Annotated in this window: 14 protein-coding genes and 1 pseudogene; 2 read left to right on the top strand and 13 right to left on the bottom strand. The window is 75.0% G+C overall.

Translation table 11 applies throughout. From position 1 onward, the window contains the following. Nucleotides 1-26: 26 nt before the first annotated feature. From DQ238_RS13840 to DQ238_RS13800, 9 genes are all read right to left on the bottom strand, one after another. Nucleotides 27-1,103, bottom strand: a complete 1,077-nt coding sequence (locus DQ238_RS13840) for an adenosine deaminase (protein WP_113781854.1) — start codon at nt 1,101-1,103, stop codon at nt 27-29. A 138-nt stretch (nt 1,104-1,241) separates the two neighbouring features. Then, nucleotides 1,242-2,069 carry an ABC transporter permease gene (locus tag DQ238_RS13835; protein WP_113781853.1) on the bottom strand — a complete coding sequence of 276 codons (828 nt, stop codon included), beginning with the start codon at nt 2,067-2,069 and terminating at the stop codon, nt 1,242-1,244. Continuing rightward, nucleotides 2,066-2,974, bottom strand: coding sequence for an ABC transporter ATP-binding protein (locus tag DQ238_RS13830; protein ID WP_113781852.1), 909 nt, complete (start codon nt 2,972-2,974; stop codon nt 2,066-2,068). The genes DQ238_RS13835 and DQ238_RS13830 overlap by 4 nt, the downstream gene beginning before the upstream one ends. Before the next feature lie 113 nt (nt 2,975-3,087). Next, complete coding sequence (locus DQ238_RS13825; protein WP_113781851.1) at nt 3,088-4,368, bottom strand: thymidine phosphorylase; 1,281 nt, start codon at nt 4,366-4,368, stop codon at nt 3,088-3,090. Then, nucleotides 4,365-4,766 (bottom strand): cytidine deaminase, encoded by a 402-nt coding sequence (locus DQ238_RS13820; protein ID WP_113781932.1) that lies wholly within the window; start codon nt 4,764-4,766, stop codon nt 4,365-4,367. Before DQ238_RS13820 ends, DQ238_RS13825 begins: the two co-directional genes overlap by 4 nt. 26 nt (nt 4,767-4,792) lie before the next feature. Next, complete coding sequence (locus DQ238_RS13815) at nt 4,793-6,073, bottom strand: ABC transporter permease (RefSeq protein WP_113781850.1); 1,281 nt, start codon at nt 6,071-6,073, stop codon at nt 4,793-4,795. Between the two features lie 55 nt (nt 6,074-6,128). Next, on the bottom strand, nt 6,129-7,370 hold the full coding sequence (locus DQ238_RS13810; RefSeq protein WP_113781849.1) for an ABC transporter permease: 1,242 nt from the start codon (nt 7,368-7,370) through the stop codon (nt 6,129-6,131). A 163-nt stretch (nt 7,371-7,533) separates the two neighbouring features. Then, nucleotides 7,534-9,117, bottom strand: coding sequence for an ABC transporter ATP-binding protein (locus DQ238_RS13805; protein ID WP_113781848.1), 1,584 nt, complete (start codon nt 9,115-9,117; stop codon nt 7,534-7,536). Nucleotides 9,118-9,341: 224 nt separating this feature from the next. Then, the gene (locus DQ238_RS13800; protein ID WP_233495951.1) at nt 9,342-10,406 is read right to left on the bottom strand and encodes a BMP family protein; all 1,065 of its coding nucleotides are present in this window, start codon (nt 10,404-10,406) and stop codon (nt 9,342-9,344) included. A gap of 254 nt (nt 10,407-10,660) precedes the next feature. On the opposite strand from DQ238_RS13800, the gene DQ238_RS13795 reads away from it, so the two are divergent. Beyond that, nucleotides 10,661-12,010 carry a D-alanyl-D-alanine carboxypeptidase family protein gene (locus tag DQ238_RS13795; protein WP_113781847.1) on the top strand — a complete coding sequence of 450 codons (1,350 nt, stop codon included), beginning with the start codon at nt 10,661-10,663 and terminating at the stop codon, nt 12,008-12,010. A gap of 1 nt (nt 12,011) precedes the next feature. On the opposite strand, the pseudogene DQ238_RS13790 reads toward DQ238_RS13795, so the two are convergent. The 4 genes and pseudogenes from DQ238_RS13790 to hisC all read right to left on the bottom strand — a co-directional run. Continuing rightward, nucleotides 12,012-12,173, bottom strand: a pseudogene (locus tag DQ238_RS13790) (YihY/virulence factor BrkB family protein); the annotation flags it as partial. 147 nt (nt 12,174-12,320) lie between these two features. Beyond that, entirely contained in the window at nt 12,321-12,890 is a 570-nt protein-coding gene (locus tag DQ238_RS13785; RefSeq protein ID WP_113781846.1) for a 2'-5' RNA ligase family protein, read from the bottom strand. Continuing rightward, nucleotides 12,887-13,909, bottom strand: a complete 1,023-nt coding sequence (trpS, locus tag DQ238_RS13780; protein ID WP_113781845.1) for a tryptophan--tRNA ligase — start codon at nt 13,907-13,909, stop codon at nt 12,887-12,889. The genes DQ238_RS13785 and trpS overlap by 4 nt, the downstream gene beginning before the upstream one ends. A gap of 59 nt (nt 13,910-13,968) precedes the next feature. Then, nucleotides 13,969-15,090 carry a histidinol-phosphate transaminase gene (gene hisC, locus DQ238_RS13775; RefSeq protein WP_113781844.1) on the bottom strand — a complete coding sequence of 374 codons (1,122 nt, stop codon included), beginning with the start codon at nt 15,088-15,090 and terminating at the stop codon, nt 13,969-13,971. Between the two features lie 72 nt (nt 15,091-15,162). Between hisC and galE the strand changes: the two genes are divergently transcribed. Then, the gene (gene galE, locus DQ238_RS13770; protein WP_113781843.1) at nt 15,163-16,119 is read left to right on the top strand and encodes a UDP-glucose 4-epimerase GalE; all 957 of its coding nucleotides are present in this window, start codon (nt 15,163-15,165) and stop codon (nt 16,117-16,119) included. Nucleotides 16,120-16,181 lie beyond the last annotated feature (62 nt).

The following is a 16,181-nucleotide window of genomic DNA, read 5'->3' as shown; positions in this document are numbered from 1 at the left end:
AGGCCGCCTCGGCATTCCTGCCGTGATCAGCCTCGCAGCAGCGCGTACCCCGGGCGGACGACGTCGGCCAGCAGCCGGGCCCGTTCGTCCTCGGGCACGAACGCGGCGGCCAGCGCGCGCTCGGTCACCGTCTGGACGTCGTCCCAGCCCCAGCCGAAGGTGGCGGCGACGGCGGCGAGCTCGCTGGTGACCGAGACCCCGCTCATCAGCCGGTTGTCGGTGTTGACGGTGACCGCGAAGCCCAGCCGGTGCAGCCGGTCGACCGGGTGCTCGGCCAGCGACGGGTAGGCGCCGGTCTGCACGTTGGACGACGGCGCGACCTCCAGCGTCACCTGGTCCTCGCGGACCCGCTTGGCCACCGGGCCCAGCGATCCGTCGGCGCCCACCTCGTCGGCGATGCGGACCCCGTGGCCCAGCCGCTCGGCGCGGGCGCCGTCCAGCGCGGCCACGATGCTGTCGACGCCCGCGGCCTCCCCGGCGTGGACGGTCCGGTGCGCGCCGGCCCGGTCGAGCAGGGCGATCGCCGAGGGGTGCCGGTCCGGCGGGAAGCCGAGCTCCGGGCCGGCCAGGTCGAAGCCGACCACCCCGGCGTCCCGGTAGCGGACGACGAGCCCGGCGACCTCGTCCCACCGGTCGTGCTGCCGCATGGCGCACAGCAGCGTGCCGACGGTGATCGGCGTGCCCGCCGCGGCCGCCTCGGCGCTGCCCTGCGCGAAGCCGTCGAGCATCGCCTCGACCGCCTCCTCGATCGGCGTGCCCGCCGCGGTGAGCAGCTCCGGGGCCATGCGCACCTCGGCGTACACGACGCCGTCGGCGGCCAGGTCGAGCGCGCACTCGCGGGCCACCCGCCGGACCGCCTCCGGGCGCTGCATCACCGCCACGGTGTGCGTGAACGTCTCCAGGTAGCGCACCAGCGAGCCGGAGTCGGCGGCCGCGCGGAACCAGCGGCCCAGCTCGTCGGGGTCGCCGGTCGGGAGGCCGCGGTAGCCGCACTCGTCGGCGAGCTCGAGCACCGTCTGCGGCCGCAGCCCGCCGTCCAGGTGGTCGTGCAGCAGGACCTTCGGAGCGCGGCGGAGGTCTTCGGACGTCAGCGGTGCGGACACCGTGACATCGTGCTCCTACCGGAGTACAGCGCGTTCAGGGACCGTCCCCACCTGCGCATGAGCCGTCGTGCTGCGCTGAGGGTCAGCTGACCGGTGCGGTACGGCGCGGCACCGGTCCTCGTGGGAAGCGACGCCGGGTCAGTCGGTGCCGCGGTCCTGCCAGCGGAAGGTGAGCACGCACAGCACCAGCCCGGCGGCGCACCACAGGGCCAGCACCAGCGCGACCCGCCCCAGCTCCCACGTGCCGGCCGGCTCCTGGGCGGCCAGCACGTCGGGCAGGAACACCGACCGCAGCCCCTGCGCCATCCACTTGAGCGGGAAGAGGGCCGCGACCGTCTGCATCCACGTCGGCACCTGGCTGAACTGGAAGAAGACGCCGGAGATGAACTGCAGCACCAGGGCGATCGGGGTGACCATCGCCGAGGCCGAGCGGCCGTTCTTCGGCAGGCTGGAGACGGCGATGCCCAGCAGGGTGCAGGCCGACGACCCGAGGGCGGCCACCCACGCGAAGGTGAACCAGTCGGCGCCGGTGGGCAGCGGGACGCCGTAGGCCAGCCGCCCGACCGCCAGCAGGATCACCACGGTGCACACGGTGACCGCGAGGACCTGCACGACCTTGCCGACGAAGTAGGCGCTCTTGGGCATCGGCGTGCCCACGAGGTGCTTGAGCGTCCCGTCCGACCGTTCGGTGGCGATGCTGATGGCCATGTTCTGCAGGCTGGCGCCCAGGATGCCGGCGGCGATGATCCCGGCCATGAAGTACTGGGTGAACGTGATGCCGAACCCGATGTCGTAGTCGAGGACGGCGCCGAAGACGACGAGCAGGATCACCGGGAAGGCCAGGGTGAAGACGACCGACTCGCGCTGCCGGAAGAACTCCTTGAGCTCCACCGACGACCGGGTGCGGTAGACCCGGCCGAGCGAGGGCAGGGCCGCCTGGGGCCGGGTGCCGAGCGTGCTGCTCATCGGCCGGACTCCCCGATCATCCGCAGGTAGACGTCCTCGAGGGTGGGCCGGGTCACCGCCAGGTCGGGCACCTCTCCGGGGAACCGCGCGGTCAGCTCGCGGACGAGGGCGGTCGGCGTGCTCGTGGCCTCGGTGCGCCGCACGCCGTCCTCGGTCCAGGTCACCACGGCCGGGGCCTGTCCCCGACCGCCGAGCGCGGAGGGGACGGCGACCTCCACCAGCCGCCCGCGGGTGATGACCCCGACCCGGTCGGCCAGCGCCTCGGCCTCGTCGAGGTAGTGCGTGGTGAGCAGCATCGTGGTGCCCAGGTCGCGCAGCGACCGGATCAGCGACCAGAACTGCCGCCGCGCCTCGGGGTCGAAGCCGGTCGTCGGCTCGTCGAGGAAGAGCAGGGTGGGCCGGCCGACGATGCCGAGGGCGACGTCCAGCCGGCGCCGCTGCCCACCGGACAGCGCCCGGCCCCGGGCGCGGGCCTTCTCGGTGAGGCCGACCAGCTCGAGCACCTCGTCGGGGTCGCGCGGGTCCGGGTAGTAGGACGCCTGGGCACGCAGCAGCTCGCGGCAGGTCAGCTGGCTGTCGCCGGCGCCGGACTGCAGCACGATGCCGATCTGCGCCTTCCACCACCGCCGTGCGCCGGCGGGGTCGGCGCCGAGCACGCGGACCTCACCGCCGTCCCGGCTGCGGAAGCCCTCGCAGATCTCCACGGTCGTCGTCTTGCCCGCGCCGTTCGGGCCGAGCAGGGCGAAGATCTCGCCGCGGCGGATGTCGAGGTCCACGCCGTCGACGGCGACCGACTCGCCGTAGCGCTTGACCAGGCCGCGGACGGAGATCGCCGCCTCGGGGTCGAGCGGGTCCCCCGGGTGGGGTCGCAGATCGGCCGCGACGGCCGCAGACGCACTCGTCACGAGCAGACAGTCTCCCCCGTCGCGCTGGCGAGGCGCCCCCCTCCCCCCGACGGGGAGGAGTGCGGCGCCCTCCAGGGCACCGCCCCGAGCTCGCGAGGGGTGGGGGCAGTCCTTCAGGAGGCGGTGATCCGGTCGAGCACCAGCGGGAGGGGGACGTCGTCGGTGTCGACGCCGACCGCGCCGTCGAGCGCCTCGAGCGCCCGCGGGATGCGGTCCGGGTCGTCGGTGTGCAGCTCCAGCAGCGGCTGCCCCGCGGTCACCCGCTCCCCCACGCCGGCGGCCCAGACGACGCCCGCTGCGGCCGAGACCGGGTCCTCCTTGCGGGCCCGCCCGGCGCCCAGCCGCCACGCGGCGATGCCCACGGCGTAGGCGTCCAGCCGGGTGAGCGTGCCGGTGGCCGGGGCGGTCACCACGTGTTTCTCCGCCGGCGACGGCAGCGGCGCGTCCGGGTCGCCGCCCTGGGCGGTGATCATCCGGCGCCACACGTCCATCGCCCGGCCGTCGCGCAGCGCGTCGGCGGGGTCGACGTCGTCCCGCCCGGCGCCGGCCAGCATCTCCCGGGCCAGCGCGAGGGTCAGCTCGACCAGGTCGGCCGGCCCGCCGCCGGCGAGCACCTCGACCGACTCGGCGACCTCCACGGCGTTGCCCGCGGCGCGGCCCAGCGGGCGGTCCATCGCCGTCACCAGGGCGACCGTGCGCACCCCGGCCGCCTCCCCCAGCCCGACCATGGTGCGGGCCAGCTCGCGGGAGGCGTCGGGCTCCTTCATGAACGCTCCCGAGCCGGTCTTGACGTCGAGCACCAGCGCGCCGGCGCCCTCGGCGATCTTCTTGCTCATGATCGAGCTGGCGATCAGCGGGATCGACTCGACCGTGCCGGTGACGTCGCGCAGCGCGTAGAGCTTCCGGTCCGCCGGGGCGAGGTCGTCGCCGGCCGCGCAGATGACGGCGCCGACCTCGCGCAGTTGGCGCACGTACTCGGCGTCGGTCAGGGAGGCCCGCCAGCCGGGGATCGACTCGAGCTTGTCCAGCGTGCCGCCGGTGTGGCCCAGCCCGCGGCCGGACAGCTGCGGCACCGCCACCCCGCAGGCGGCCACCAGGGGGGCCAGCGGGAGGGTGGTCTTGTCGCCGACCCCGCCGGTGGAGTGCTTGTCGGCGGTCGGCCGGCCCAGCGCGGAGAGGTCCTTGCGCTCGCCGGAGTCGGTCATCGCCCGGGTCCAGACGGCGAGCTCGTCGGCGTCCAGACCGCGGAAGAACACCGCCATGAGCAGCGCGCTCACCTGCTCGTCAGGGACGGCGCCGCGGGTGTAGGCGTCGATCACCCAGCGGATCTGGTCGGGGCGCAGCGCCCCGCCGTCCCGTTTGGTGCGGATGACGTCGATCGCGTCGAAGGTCACCGGGCCGCCTCGAGGTCCTCGGGGCCGAACGCGTCGGGCAGCACCTCGCGCATCGGGACGATCCCCAGCGAGACCGTCTCGATCAGCATCTCCGGGCCGCCGTGCTCCCACAGCAGCTGCCGGCAGCGGCCGCAGGGCATGAGCGGCTGCCCGTCGCCGCCGACGCAGGCGACCGCGACCAGCTGGCCGCCGCCGGTGCGGGCCAGGTCGCTGACCATCCCGCACTCCGCGCACAGGCCCAGCCCGTAGGAGGCGTTCTCCACGTTGCAGCCGGTCACGACGCGGCCGTCGTCGACCAGCCCGGCCACACCCACCGGGAAGCGCGAGTAGGGGGCGTAGGCGTGCCTCATCGCCTCCCGGGCCGCCGTCCGCAGGGCGTCCCAGGCAGCATCGTCCACCCGCCCCACCGTCCCCCGGCCGTCCACTAGTGCTCTCCTCGTCGGTAGACCAGCCCGTCGGCCTTGGGCATGCGCAGGCGTTGGGAGGCCAGCGACAGCACCAGCAGCGTGGTCAGGTGCGGGGTGAACGAGACCAGGCCGGGCGCCAGCTCGTGGATGGTCAGGAAGGCGATCAGCGAGCCCGCGGCGGACACGCCGGCCACCACCGCCCGGACGACGTGGCGGTGCACTGCCTGCCAGACCGCGACCCCGGCCAGCAGGACGGCGAGCAGCAGGAACAGCGCCACGACCGCCGACCGGCTGCGCAGCTGCAGGGCGTCGGCGTAGCCGAACAGGCCGGCGCCGGCCGCCAGCCCGCCGGGCCGCCAGTTGCCGAAGATCAGCGCGGCCAGGCCGATGAAGCCGCGGCCGTTGGTCTGCCCCTCGCGGTAGATGCCGGCGATGAAGACGAGGAACACCCCGCCCATGCCGGCCAGGGCACCGGAGACGACGACCGCGACGTACTTGAGCCGGTACACCGGCACGCCGAGGGAGTCCGCGGCGGCCGGGTTCTCCCCGCAGGAGCGCAGCCGCAGGCCGAAGGCGGTGCGCCACAGCAGCAGGTAGGACGCCGGGACCAGCAGGACGGCGAGCGCGGTGAGCAGGCCGACGTCGCTGGTCAGCCCGCGCAGGATGCCGGCGACGTCGCTGACCAGGAACCAGTGCCGCCCCTCGAGGTCGCCCAGCAGGTCCGGCCCCGAGGAGAGCACCGGCACGGAGAAGGACGGCGGGTCGCTGGTCAGCGCCGGTGACTGGGTGACGCCGCCGCCGGCCGGGTTGTCGGTGTAGAACAGCTCGGACAGGAAGCGCACCAGGCCGGCGGCGAGGATGTTGATCGCCACGCCGGAGACGACGTGGTCGACGCCGAAGGTCACCGTGGCCACCGCGTGCAGCAGCCCGCCGAGGGCGCCGAACAGGACGCCGCCGACCAGCGCGGCCGCCCAGCCCCACTGGTAGCCGGCGAAGCCCGCGCCCCAGGTGCCCAGGGTCATCATCCCGTCGAGGCCGATGTTCACTACGCCGGCCCGCTCGGAGAACAGGCCGCCGAGGGCGGCCAGCCCGATGGGCACGGCCAGCAGCAGCGCGGCCGAGATGGTCGACGACGAGGTCAGCGCCTGCTCGCCGCTGACCACCCGGACGGCGGAGACCAGCACGACCGCCGCCACCAGCAGCCAGGTGGCCCGGCGGGCCCGGCTGCCCCCGAGGAACAGCTCGCCGAGGGGGCCGCGGGCCGGCCGGGTCGCCGGGGTCGTCGCCAGCGTGCTCATGCCGGGGCCCCCGCGGGGACGTGGAGTGCCGGCGGGGCGTCGTCGTGGATCGGGCTCATGCCCCGGTCTCCTGCCGCGCGTCGGTCGTCGTCTGCTGCCCGGCGCCCGCGGTGCGGCCGACGCCGGCGCCGGTGCCCACCGCCGCGCCGTCCGCCGTCTGGCCGGGACCGGTGCTGCCGTCCCCGGTCGCCGCGGCGACGGCCGGTGCCGCGCCGCCCCGCTCGGCCGAGCGCAGCGCGATCCGGCGGGCCACCTCGTTGGAGACCACGACGGCGAGCACGATCGTGCCCTGGATGATCGTGATGACCGAGGCCGGGTACTGGGCGATCTGCAGCGGCACCAGCGCCCGGTCGAGGAAGGCGAACAGCAGCGCGGCCAGCGCGATGCCCACGGGTGAGTTGCGGCCCAGCAGCGCCACCGCGATGCCGAGGAAGCCCAGGCCGGAGGTGAAGTCGGTGGTGTAGGCGTGCGTCGCGCCCAGCAGGTCGGGCATGCCGATCAGCCCGGCGACGGCGCCGGAGAGCAGCATCGTCTTGACCACCATGCCGCGGGAGTCGACGCCGCTGGCCTGCGCCGCCGAGGGCGACAGGCCGGTGGCCCGCAGGTCGAAGCCGAAGCGGGTGCGGCCCAGCAGCACGGCGATGCCGACGCCGACCACGATCGCGACCAGCAGGAAGCCGTAGAGCTGCCGCGGCGGGTCGGCCAGGCCCAGCAGGCCGAACACCCCGTTGAGGCCGGGCATCCACCCGGAGCGGGGGATCTCCGCGGTGCTGATGATCGACGCGCCCTCGGGGCTGCCCCGGAACGGCCCGGTGAGCAGGAACGACGCGATGCCCAGCGCGATGAAGTTGAGCATGATCGAGCTGATGACCTCGCTGACCCCGCGGGTCACCTTGAGGACGGCGACGATGCCGGCCCAGATCGCCGCGACGGCCATGGCCACGACGACGATGAGCAGCACGTGCAGGGGGCCGGGCAGCGCCACCGCGGCGCCGACCGCGGCGGCCATGACCGTCGCCAGCCGGTACTGGCCCTCGACGCCGATGTTGAACAGGCCCATGCGGAACGCCACGGCGACCGCCAGGCCGGCGAGGAACAGCGGGACCGCCCGGTTGAGGACCACCACGACCGCGGTCATCTGCTGAGTGGGGGTGTCGCCGAAGTCGACCATCACCGCGAACACCCGCAGCGGGTCGACCCGCAGGGCGGCCATGACCAGTGCGGAGATGACGACCGCGACGACGACGGCCAGCACCGGGGCCAGGACGGTCGGCCCGAGACGGCGCAGCACCCTCATCTCGGGGCCCCCGCGGGGACGTGGCGCGCCAGCGGAGCGTCTGCCGGGGTCCCCGCGGCGTTGTGGAGCGGAGCGGAGCAACGGCCGGGGTCCCTGCGACGTTGTGGAGCGAAGCGGAGCAACGTCGTGGGGTGGCGTTGTGGGGTGGCTTCGTGGGGAGTTCTCATGCCGCACCCGCCGTCGTCCGCGCGCCGGTCATGTACCCGCCGAGCTCCTCGGGGGTGACCGTCGCCGGGTCGAGGGTGGCGACCAGCCGGCCGCGCAGCATGACGTGCAGCGTGTCCGACAGGCCGATGAGCTCGTCGAGGTCGGCGGAGACCAGCAGGATGCCCATGCCCTCGGCGCGGGCGTCCTCGAGCAGCCGCCAGATCGACCCCTGCGCGCCGACGTCCACCCCGCGGGTGGGGTGCGCGGCCAGCAGCAGCCGCGGCCGCGCGCTCATCTCGCGCCCGACGATCAGCTTCTGCTGGTTGCCGCCGGAGAGGGCGACGGCCAGCGTGTCCGGCCCGGGGGCGCGGACGTCGTAGTCGCGCATGATCCGCGCGGTGTCGGCGCGGGCGCCCCGGCGGTCGATGAACGGGCCCTTGACCGCGGGCGGGCGGGTCTGGTGGCCGAGGATGCGGTTCTCCCACAGGGGCGCGTCGAGCAGCATCCCCTGCCGGTGCCGGTCCTCGGGGATGAAACCCACGCCGGCCTCCCGGCGGGCGCGGGTGCTCCAGGCGGTGACGTCCTCGCCGCCCAGCAGCACGGCGCCGGAGGTGGTCGGGCGCAGGCCCATGACGGCGTCCACCAGCTCGGCCTGGCCGTTGCCCTCGACGCCGGCGATGCCGACCACCTCGCCCTCGTGCACGGTCAGGTCGACCGCGTCGACCAGCGCCCGGCCGTCGGCGTCGGTGACGGTCACCCCGCGCAGCTCGACCACCGGCGTCGGGCGGACGGTGGAGGTGCGCGTCTGCGGCGAGGGCAGCTGGGCGCCGACCATCATCTCGGCCAGCTGGCGGGTGGACGTCGTCCTCGGGTCGGCGGTGCCGACGGTGGTGCCGCGCCGGATGACGGTGATCGAGTCGGCCACCTTGCGCACCTCGTCGAGCTTGTGCGAGATGAAGATGACGGTCAGGCCCTCGCGCTTGAGCTCGGCGAGGTTGCCGAACAGCTCGTCGACCTCCTGCGGGACGAGGACGGCGGTGGGCTCGTCGAGGATCAGCGTGCGCGCGTCGCGGTAGAGCACCTTGGCGATCTCCACCCGCTGCCGGTCGCCGACGCCGAGGTCCTCGACGAGGACGTCGGACCGCAGCCCGAGGGCGTAGCGGTCGGAGAGCTCGGCGATCCGGCGGCGGCCCTCGGCGTGGTCGAGCCGGCCGCCGCGGGTGGGCTCGCTGCCCAGGACGACGTTCTCCAGGACGGTGAGGTTGTCGGCGAGCATGAAGTGCTGGTGCACCATGCCGATCCCCGCCGCGATCGCGTCCGCCGGGCTGCGGAAGGTCACCTCCCGGCCGTCGAGCATGATCTGTCCCTCGTCCGGGCGGTGCTCGCCGTAGAGGGTCTTCATCAGCGTCGACTTGCCGGCGCCGTTCTCGCCCACGACGGCGTGCACCTCGCCGCGGCGGACCCGCAGCTCGATGTCCCGGTTGGCCACCACGCCGGGGAAGCGCTTGGTGATCCCGCGCAGCTCGACCGCGAGCGGCGCCGCCCCGCTGCCGGGGTCGGCCTGCGGCTCGCCCGCCGTGGCCCTGGGTCCTGGAGGCATCGCACGACCCTCTCCCTCGCTGCGCCCAGCGGGGGTGCCGGGCACGTCCACTCTGCTGCATCCGGAGCGCGGGATCGACCGCCGCCACCTCCCCGGTCCGGGTCCACCGGCCCGCCGCGTGATCGCGCACCGGGGCGCGGCCGGGTGGTTCCACCTCGCTCACGACGGCGGGCCCGGGGGCGCGTACGCCCCCGGGCCCGCCGTCGTCGGTCGGCCGAGCGGTGTCACGGGGTCGTGGGGACCGTGATCTGCCCGCTGGTGATCTGCTGCTCGTAGTCGTCCAGCTGCGTCTGGATGTCGTCGATCTGCCCGCCGGAGGTGGCCAGGCCGACGCCGTCGCGCGCCAGGTCGTAGACCTCGTCCTGGCCGCCGGTGACGTTGCCGTCGACGTACTCGCCGATGAAGTTGTCCACGGCGACGTCGACGCGCTTGAGCATCGACGTCATGATCACCGCCTTGAGGGCCGGGTCGTCGACCGTCTGGTACTGGTCGGAGTCGACGCCGATGGCCCGCTCGTCCGACGCGGCGGCCGCCTGGAACACGCCGATGCCCGAGCCGCCGGCGGCGTGGTAGACGATGTCGGCGCCGCCGTCGTACATGCCCTGCGCCACGATCTGGGCGCGGGCGGGGTCGTTGAAGCCGGTGAAGTCACCGGCCGGGGAGATGTACTGGACGTCGACGGTGATGTCCGGCTTGACCGCCTTGGCGCCGGCGACGTAGCCGGCCTCGAACTTCTGGATCAGCGGGGTCTGCACGCCGCCGACGAAGCCGACGTGGTTCGCCTCGGTCTTCAGCGCCGCGGCGGCCCCGGCGAGGAAGGAGCCCTGCTCCTCGGCGAACACCAGGCCGGTGAGGTTGCTCGGGTTGCCGGCGTCCGCGACGTGCCCGTCCACCTGGGCGAACGTCACGTCGGGGTACTGCTGGGCGACGTCGCCGATGACCTCGCTGTAGGCGAAGCCGACGGCGATGACCGGGTCGAAGCCCTGGTCGGCCAGCTGGGTCAGCAGGTCGGCGCGGTTGGACGCGTCGGCGTTCGGGCTGAGCTTGGTGACGGTGCCACCGTGCTCCTTGATCGCCGCGTCGACACCGGCCACCGCCGCGTCGTTGAACGAGCGGTCGCCCTCGCCGCCGGTGTCGAACGCCAGGCCGATCTGCAGGTCGCCGCCGTTCTCACCGCTCCCGCTGCTGCTGCCGCCGCTGCTCTCGTCGCTGGCACAGGCCGCCAGGGCCGTGCTGCCGGCCAGCAGCACCGCCATGACCCGTGCGTTGGCCTTCATCCTCCGGCGCAAGGCGCTCTCCTCTCTGGGGGGACGGACGACACGGGAGAGGTGGCCGCCCCGGTGGGTCGTGGGTCGCGCGCCGCCGGACCGGCGGGCCGGTTCCCGCAGCGCGCGACCTGGGCACGCTAACCGCGCCCGGCGGCCGCGCCGCCCCCCGCGCCGGAGACCGAGATGGGATCGTTGCCTGGCGGCTGCCGCCGGTGGCGTGCGCCACCCGCGCGCCGCCGACCGGGGCGGCCGGTACGGCGGCTAGCGTCCTGCGCATGCCACGACGGCCGGCGGCACCCCGCCTGGTCACCGCACTGCTCGCGGCGGGGCTGGTGCTGCTCGGCGCCGGGCCGGCCCTGGCCGAGGACCCCCGGCCCACCCTGGACCCCTCCGCCCCCACGCCGACCGCGCCGCTGCCGGGCGGGCCCCCGCAGGGCAGCGGCCCCGACGGGGTCCCCGTCGGCGGGGAGGCGCTGGACACCCGCGGCACCGTCGTCACCGACGGGGCTCCTCCGCTCCCGGACGGGCTCGCCGCCCCCGGGTGGCTGGTGGCCGACGCCGACAGCGGGTGGGTGCTGGCCGCCCACGACCCGCACGGCCGCTACTACCCGGCGAGCACGCTCAAGACGCTGACCCTGCTGACGCTGCTGCCGCGGCTGGACCCGGCGACCGTCGTCGAGGGCACGGCCGAGGACGAGCGGGCCGAGGGCAGCCGGGTCGGTCTGGTCGCCGGCGGGCGCTACCCGGTGTCCTTCCTGTTCGAGGCGCTGGTCCTGCAGTCGGGCAACGACGCGGCCAACGCCCTGGCCCGCGCCGCGGGCGGCGTGCAGCCGACGGTGCGGGCGATGAACGAGACGGCGGCGGCGATCGGCGCGTACGACACCGTCGTCGGGACGCCGTCGGGGCTCGACGTGGCCGGCCAGTCCTCCTCCCCCTACGACCTCGCGCTGGTCTTCCGCCGCCTGCTCGACGACCCGCGGGCCGTCGCGGTCCTGCGGGCGCCGACCGCGCAGGTGCCGGCGGTCGACGGCCGATCGCCGGGCTACCAGATCCAGAACCAGAACCCGCTCGCCGACTACCCGGGCGACCTCGGCGGCAAGACCGGCTTCACCGACGCCGCCCGGCACACCTTCGTCACGGCCGCCGAGCGCGACGGGCGCCGCCTGGTGGTCAGCGTGATGGGCACCGAGAACCGGCCGCTGCGCGCCGCCGACCAGGCCGCGCGGCTGCTCGACTGGGGCTTCGCCGTCCCCGCCGCGACCGAGGGCGTGGGCCGGCTCGTCGACTCGGCCGACGACCTCCCGTCCGCGCCGTCCCCCACCGCGGCACCGGCGTCGCGGGCGGCACCTCGGGTGGCCGCCGCGCCCGGGACCGCGGCGGCGGCCGGGGACGACGCGCGCTCGCCCCTGGTGCCCGCCGGGCTGGCCGTCACCGCGGTGGGGATCGTCGTCGCGACGGTGGTCGGGTGCCGCCGGGCGGTGCAGGTGGTGTACCCGACCGCTCCGGAGCCGCCGGCGGCACGACCGGCCGGGTGGAGTCGGCCACCACGTGCGCACCCCCCTGCACCCGGGGCAGGGTCGCCGTCCAGGCCGCGGTGGAGAAGGCGAACCGGCACACCAGGTTGAGCCAGACCAGGATGCCCGCGGCCCCGCCGAACGCCGACGCGGTCACGCTGACCGAGGTCAGCGAGAGGTAGACGCTGCCCGCCAGCTTCACCACCTCGAAGCCGGCCGCGCCGAACAGCGCCCCCGGCAGCAGCCGCTGCAGCGGGCACGCCGTCGAGGGCACCACCGTGGGCCGGCGACCAGCGCCCGGCCGCCGGCGGTCAGCCGGCCCGCGGGCGCCTCCTCGCGCACGGCGGTGTCCCGCTCGGCCCGTGGAGCACCCATCCGCCCCAGCCTGGGGGCAGGCCGTGCCCGGCGCCTGGGGCGACGGTCAGTGCGGCGGGCCGGTGAGGGGGTACTCGCGGGCCACGGTCCAGGCGCCGTCGGGGGTCTGCTCGAACTCGGTGAAGTGTTCGACCCGGAACTCGGCCGAGAGGTCGGCCAGGCCGCAGTAGGCGACGTCGAGCATGTCCGGTGGGACGTCGTGGGCGACGGTCACGTGCGGGTGGTAAGGGAAGGTGAGCGACCGCGTCAGCGGACCGCAGCGGACGTCGTGGGCGATCATCTCGCAGTTGCCGATGCCGCGGGCCACGGCGACGAAGACCACCTGCGAGGCCGGCGCGAACGTGCCGGTGCCCGACAGGTGCATGTCGAACGGGGGGTGGGCGCGGGCCACGGCCGACAGGTGCGCGGTGATCGCCGGCCGGTCGGCGGCGGCGACCTCCGTGGGCGGCAGCAGGGTGACGTGCGGCGGCACGAGGTCGGCCTGCACGTCGCCGACCTTGGTGCGCCAGTCGACGAACAGCTGCGCCCAGGGCTCGGGTACGGGCACCACGACGCCGATGACGGCCGTCTCCGGCGTCGCGCTGGGTCTGCGCAGCACGAACGTGTCGTCGTTCACGCGCGCGCTCCGGCCGGTGGCAGGAAGCCGACCTTGTCGGAGACGTCGGCGACGGTGCGCCCGGCGACCTGCCGCGCGCGGGCTGCACCGTCGGCCAGGATGCGCTGCAGCTCGGCGGGGTCGTCGAGCAGTTCCTGGGTGCGCTGGCGGATCGGCGTCACGAAGTCGGCGACGACCGCGGCCAGTTCCTTCTTCAGGTCGCCGTAGCCGCGGCCGGCGAAGCGCTCCTCGAGCTCGGCCACCGGCGTCCCCGACAGCGCGCCGTGGATGGTGAGCAGGTTGGTGACGCCCGGCTTGTGCACCGGGTCGGCGACCACCTCACGGCCGGTGTCGGTGACCGCGGAGCGGATCTTCTTGGCGGTCACCTTGGGGTCGTCCAGCAGGAACACGCACCCGGCCGGCGGCAGGCTCTTGCTCATCTTCCGGTCCGGCGACTGCAGGTCCATGATCCGCGCGGCGCCCTCCGGGATGAGCGCCTCGGGCAGCGGGAAGGTGTCCCCGAAGCGGCCGTTGAAGCGGGTCGCCAGGTCGCGGGTGAGCTCCAGGTGCTGTCGCTGGTCGTCGCCGACGGGGACCTGGTCGGCCCGGTAGACCAGGATGTCGGCGGCCATCAGCACCGGGTAGGTGAACAGGCCGACCGACGAGCCGGCGGCACCCTCGCGCTGGCTCTTGTCCTTGAACTGGGTCATCCGGCTGGCCTCGCCGAAGCGCGCGATGCACTCCAGCACCCAGGACAGCTGCACGTGCTCGGGCACGTGGCTCTGCACGAACAGCGTGCTCCGCGCCGGGTCGACCCCGAGCGCGAGCAGCTGGGCGGCCGAGGCCAGCGTGTCGTGCCGCAGCTCGGCCGGGTCCCAGTCCAGCGTGATGGCGTGCTGGTCGACGATGCAGTAGAACGCCTGCGCCGTCTCCTGCAGGGCCACCCACTGACGCAGCGCCCCCAGGTAGTTGCCGAGGTGGAAGGAACCCGCCGTCGGCTGGATGCCGGAGAGCACACGGGGAAGAGCCACGCCGGCCATCAAACCAGCCGCCCGGGGCCGCGGCGCCACACGTCCCGAACGGCCTCGTCACCGGCGGGTCACGTGGGTGTGGTCACCCGCGCCCCGTCCCGGACGGCGTCGAGGGCGGCGAGGAAGACGTCGTCCTCCGACGGCGTGCCGACGGTCACCCGGATCCCCCCGCCGGCGTACGGACGGGTGATCACCGCGCGCGCCTCGAGGGCGGCGGCCAGGTCGGCGGCGTCCTCCCCGACCGCCAGCCAGACGAAGTTGGCCTGGCTGTCGGAGACGTCCAGGCCGCGCTCGCGCAGCGCCGCGGTCAGCCGCGCGCGCTCGGCGACCACCGCGGCGACCCGGCGGCGCACCTCGTCCTCGCTGCCCAGCGCGGCGACCGCCGCGGCCTGGGCGAGGGTGGACACGCTGAAGGGCACGTGCGTCCTGCGCACCGCGTCGGCGACCGCCGGGTCCTCCGCGACCAGGTAGCCCACCCGCAGGCCGGCCAGCCCCCAGGCCTTGGAGAAGGTGCGCAGCACCGCGACGTTGGGGCGCCCGCGCATCAGCTCCAGCCCGTCGGGGACGTCGGGGTCGGTGACGAACTCGCGGTAGGCCTCGTCCAGGACGACGAGGGCGCTCTCGGGCGCGGCGTCGAGGAAGCGCTCGAGCGCCGCCCGGCGCACCGCCGTCCCGGTGGGGTTGTTCGGGTTGCAGACGAAGACCAGGCGGGTGGTGTCGTCGACGGCCGCGGCCAGGGCCTCGAGGTCGTGGGTGTCCACCGGGCCGCCGGGGCGGCCGGGGACCAGCGGCACCTGGATGCTGCGGGCACCGGCGACCCGGGCCAGCAACGGGTAGATCTCGAACGAGCGCCAGGCGTGGGCCAGCCCGGTGCCGGGGTCGTTGAAGGCCTGGGCCAGCTGCTGGCAGAGCATGACCGCCCCGCAGCCGGCCACGACCTGGGCGGGGTCGACCCCGTAGCGCTCGGCCAGCGCGGCGGTGAGGACGACGGCGCCGTTGTCCGGGTAGCGGTGGGTCTCCCCCGCCGCGGCGGCCAGAGCCTCGAGGACGGCGGGCAGCGGCGGGAAGGCGACCTCGTTGCTGGCCAGCTTCACCGCCTGCGCCACGCCGATCTCTCGGGCGAGGTCGGCGGGGTTGCGGCCCGGCTTGTACGCGGGGAGCTGCTGCACCGCCGGTCGTGCGCTGACCACTGGTCCGTCCTCCTCACCGCGCTCCCCCGCGCCGCGCCGGTGAGCGACCGCGCGCGGACCTAGGGTGGGCGCATGCGGGTTCTCGTCGCCGGTGGCGCCGGCTACATCGGCAGCGTAGTCACCGCCGCCCTCCTGGAGGGCGGCCACGAGGTGACCGTCCTGGACGACCTCTCCACCGGCCACGCCGACGCCGTCCCCGAGGGCGCGCGGTTCGTCCAGGCCTCGCTGCACGACTGCGCACCCGTGCTGGCCGACGTCCGGCCCGAGGCGGTGCTGCACTTCGCCGCGAAGAGCCTGGTCGGCGAGTCGCAGGTGCGGCCGGAGGTCTACTGGGACACCAACGTCGCCGGCACGCTGGCGCTGCTGGAGGCCATGCGCGCGGTCGACTGCCGCCGGATCGTCTTCTCCTCCACCGCGGCCACCTACGGCGAACCCGAGCAGGTGCCCATCCGCGAGGACGCCCCGACCCGGCCGACCAACACCTACGGCGCCACCAAGCTCGCCGTCGACGCGATGCTCACCTCCTACGCGACCGCCTACGACTTCGCCGCGGTGAGCCTGCGCTACTTCAACGTCGCCGGCGCCGCCCACGGCCTCGGCGAGCGGCACACCACCGAGACCCACCTCATCCCGATCGCGCTGCAGGTCGCGGCGGGCACCCGCGAGTCGCTGACCGTCTACGGCGAGGACTACCCGACGCCGGACGGCACCTGCATCCGCGACTACATCCACGTCGCCGACCTGGCCGACGCGCACCTGCTGGCGCTGACCGCCCCGGCGCCGGGCGAGCACCGCGTCTACAACCTGGGCAACGGCACCGGCTTCTCGGTGCAGGAGGTCGTCGACGCCGTCCGCCAGGTCACCGGTCACCCGGTGCCGGTCGAGATCGGCCAGCGGCGGGCCGGCGACCCGGCGCGGCTGGTCGCCTCCAGCGACCGGATCCGCGCCGACCTCGGCTGGCGGCCTGCGCACACCGACCTGGCCGGGATCGTCCGCGACGCCTGGGAGACCGCACAGAAGCGCGCCTGACGCCGTCCCCGTCCACGCGTCCCCCGGGCATGGGAAGCGATACGTGTGTCCTGGCGCTCAGA

The sequence above is a fragment of the Geodermatophilus sp. TF02-6 genome (assembly GCF_003319115.1).
Lineage (GTDB): Bacteria > Actinomycetota > Actinomycetes > Mycobacteriales > Geodermatophilaceae > Geodermatophilus.
The sequence above is the reverse complement of the archived record's forward strand: the minus strand, read 5'-3'. Positions and strand labels throughout refer to the sequence as shown.